Annotated in this window: 1 protein-coding gene; it reads right to left on the minus strand. The window is 59.5% G+C overall.

Annotation, left to right across the window (positions count from 1 at the left end):
• Positions 1-168 precede the first annotated feature (168 nt).
• The gene (locus GQ59_RS30295) at positions 169-1596 is read right to left on the minus strand and encodes an ISNCY family transposase (protein ID WP_037088607.1); all 1428 of its coding nucleotides are present in this window, start codon (positions 1594-1596) and stop codon (positions 169-171) included.
• Between the last annotated feature and the right edge of the window lie 159 nt (positions 1597-1755).

Below are 1755 nucleotides of genomic sequence, written 5' to 3' on the forward strand. Positions count from 1 at the left end.
AATGTCAAAGCTGAATAGGGCTGCGACGCTGTCGGCCAGTTAGAAACGCGACACTGGCTCTGATGATCAGCCCCCGATCCGGCCGGCTGGGCCGGGTTGAAAGGGCGGAGCGGGGGCGGGTGAGGGGCACCCCTTCGGCTTTAGCTTTGAGACTATGTCCACACCCATTCATTCCGCCGCTTCCATCCGAGCCAGTGCCTTCTGCCTTTTGGCAATGACTTCCGAATCGTTCATGTAATCCGTCCGCCGACCAGGCTTGCGACCGCGCTTCTGATAGCCATTGCTCGTGCTGCCATCCGGTATCCCAAACATATGATCCGTCTGGCCAGTGCGGCGAGGGCCGCTCTTGCTGCGCTGCTGTTCCCGCCCAGCCTGCATCTCGGCCACGATCAACAGCATGTCGTCCAGCCGCTTGTTCTCGACCACTTCGGATCTGTGCACTGACCGCAGCGTGTCGAAGGTTCTGTAGGGCAGGGCAAAGCTCTCGTGCATGATCTCGATGCGGCCGTCCGGATAGTCGCAAACGACGACCTTCTTACCCGCCAGGGACCTGGAAAGATCGGTCGGATCAAGGATGAACAGCACCTTGTCGTAACGGAGCGTCAGGGACTGCGACAGCGTGCGGACTTCCTTCCGACACATGGCGCCGTCGAGATTCTCATCGTCGGCCAGCGGACGATGCATGTCCTTCGGATTGCGCGGCGGTTTGCCGAAGCGGGCATTGAAATCCACAATGAACTCAGGCGCATAGGCATTGGCAGCTTCGATCGTATCGATACCACGCAGCCGCAACTCCTTCACCAGCCGGTCCTGCAGCGTCTGGTTGGCGCGTTCCACGCGACCTTTGGCCTGCGGGGTGTTGGCGCAGATGATGTCGATGTTCAGTTCATAGAGCGCCCGGCCGAACTGTGTCAGGCCGCTTGTCCGGTCTTTCTCCGACGGATGGGTGCTGCGGAAAACCCCATGTTTGTCGCTGTAGAACGCCAGCGGTTTGCCCCATTGCTGCAGATAGGCCTTCGTCGCATGCAGATAGTCGAACGTGTTCTCTGACCCAGCGAACCGCAGATGCAGCAGTTTGCCGGTGGCGTCGTCGATGTAGACGAGCAGAGCGCATTTGGGGCCGCGGCTCTCGAACCACCAGTGATGCGATCCGTCGATCTGCACGAGCTCGCCGAAACAATCGCGTCGGCCGCGCGGCTGGAAAACCCGCTTCTTGCGCTCGCGGCGCGAGATCCAGATGCCGGCCTCGGTCATCCATTGCCGCAACGTCTCCTTGGCCACCGAAATATGATGCAGTTCGATCAGCTTCTCACGTGCCAGCGTCGGGCCAAAATCCAGATAGCGCTCGCGGATCAGATCCAGCGCCGCATTGCGAAAGTCCTCGCTGTGGCGCCGATTGCTTGGCCGCGATCGCTTCTTCGAAACCAGACCGGCCGCACCCGAACGGTCATAGGCCTGCAGCAGCCTGTGCACCTGACTTCGGCTGAGCCCAAGCAACTCGGCGGCCTGGACGACGCTCAGGCGCTGATCACGGATCTTCTGAATGACTTCGAGGCGATGCAATTCTTTCTGCGACATGGTGATCATAAAGGACATGACGACTCCGACCGCTCATGGTCTCGACCAGGCTGAAGATCGTCATCCTTGCTCCCGACGTGGATATTGACCAGCGCGTCGAGAGGCGAGACTGTCGCATCTCTAACTGGCCCAACTGTCGCATTACTAAATAGCCCTTACATACAAACATCGCATAAG

It is taken from the genome of Neorhizobium vignae, from assembly GCF_000732195.1.
GTDB classification, from domain to species: domain Bacteria; phylum Pseudomonadota; class Alphaproteobacteria; order Rhizobiales; family Rhizobiaceae; genus Neorhizobium; species Neorhizobium vignae.

What these genes read in the sequence shown, in the direction of transcription:
- GQ59_RS30295 (WP_037088607.1), bottom strand. Translation starts at nt 1,596, where the DNA reads ATGTCCTTTATGATCACCATGTCGCAGAAAGAATTGCATCGCCTCGAA.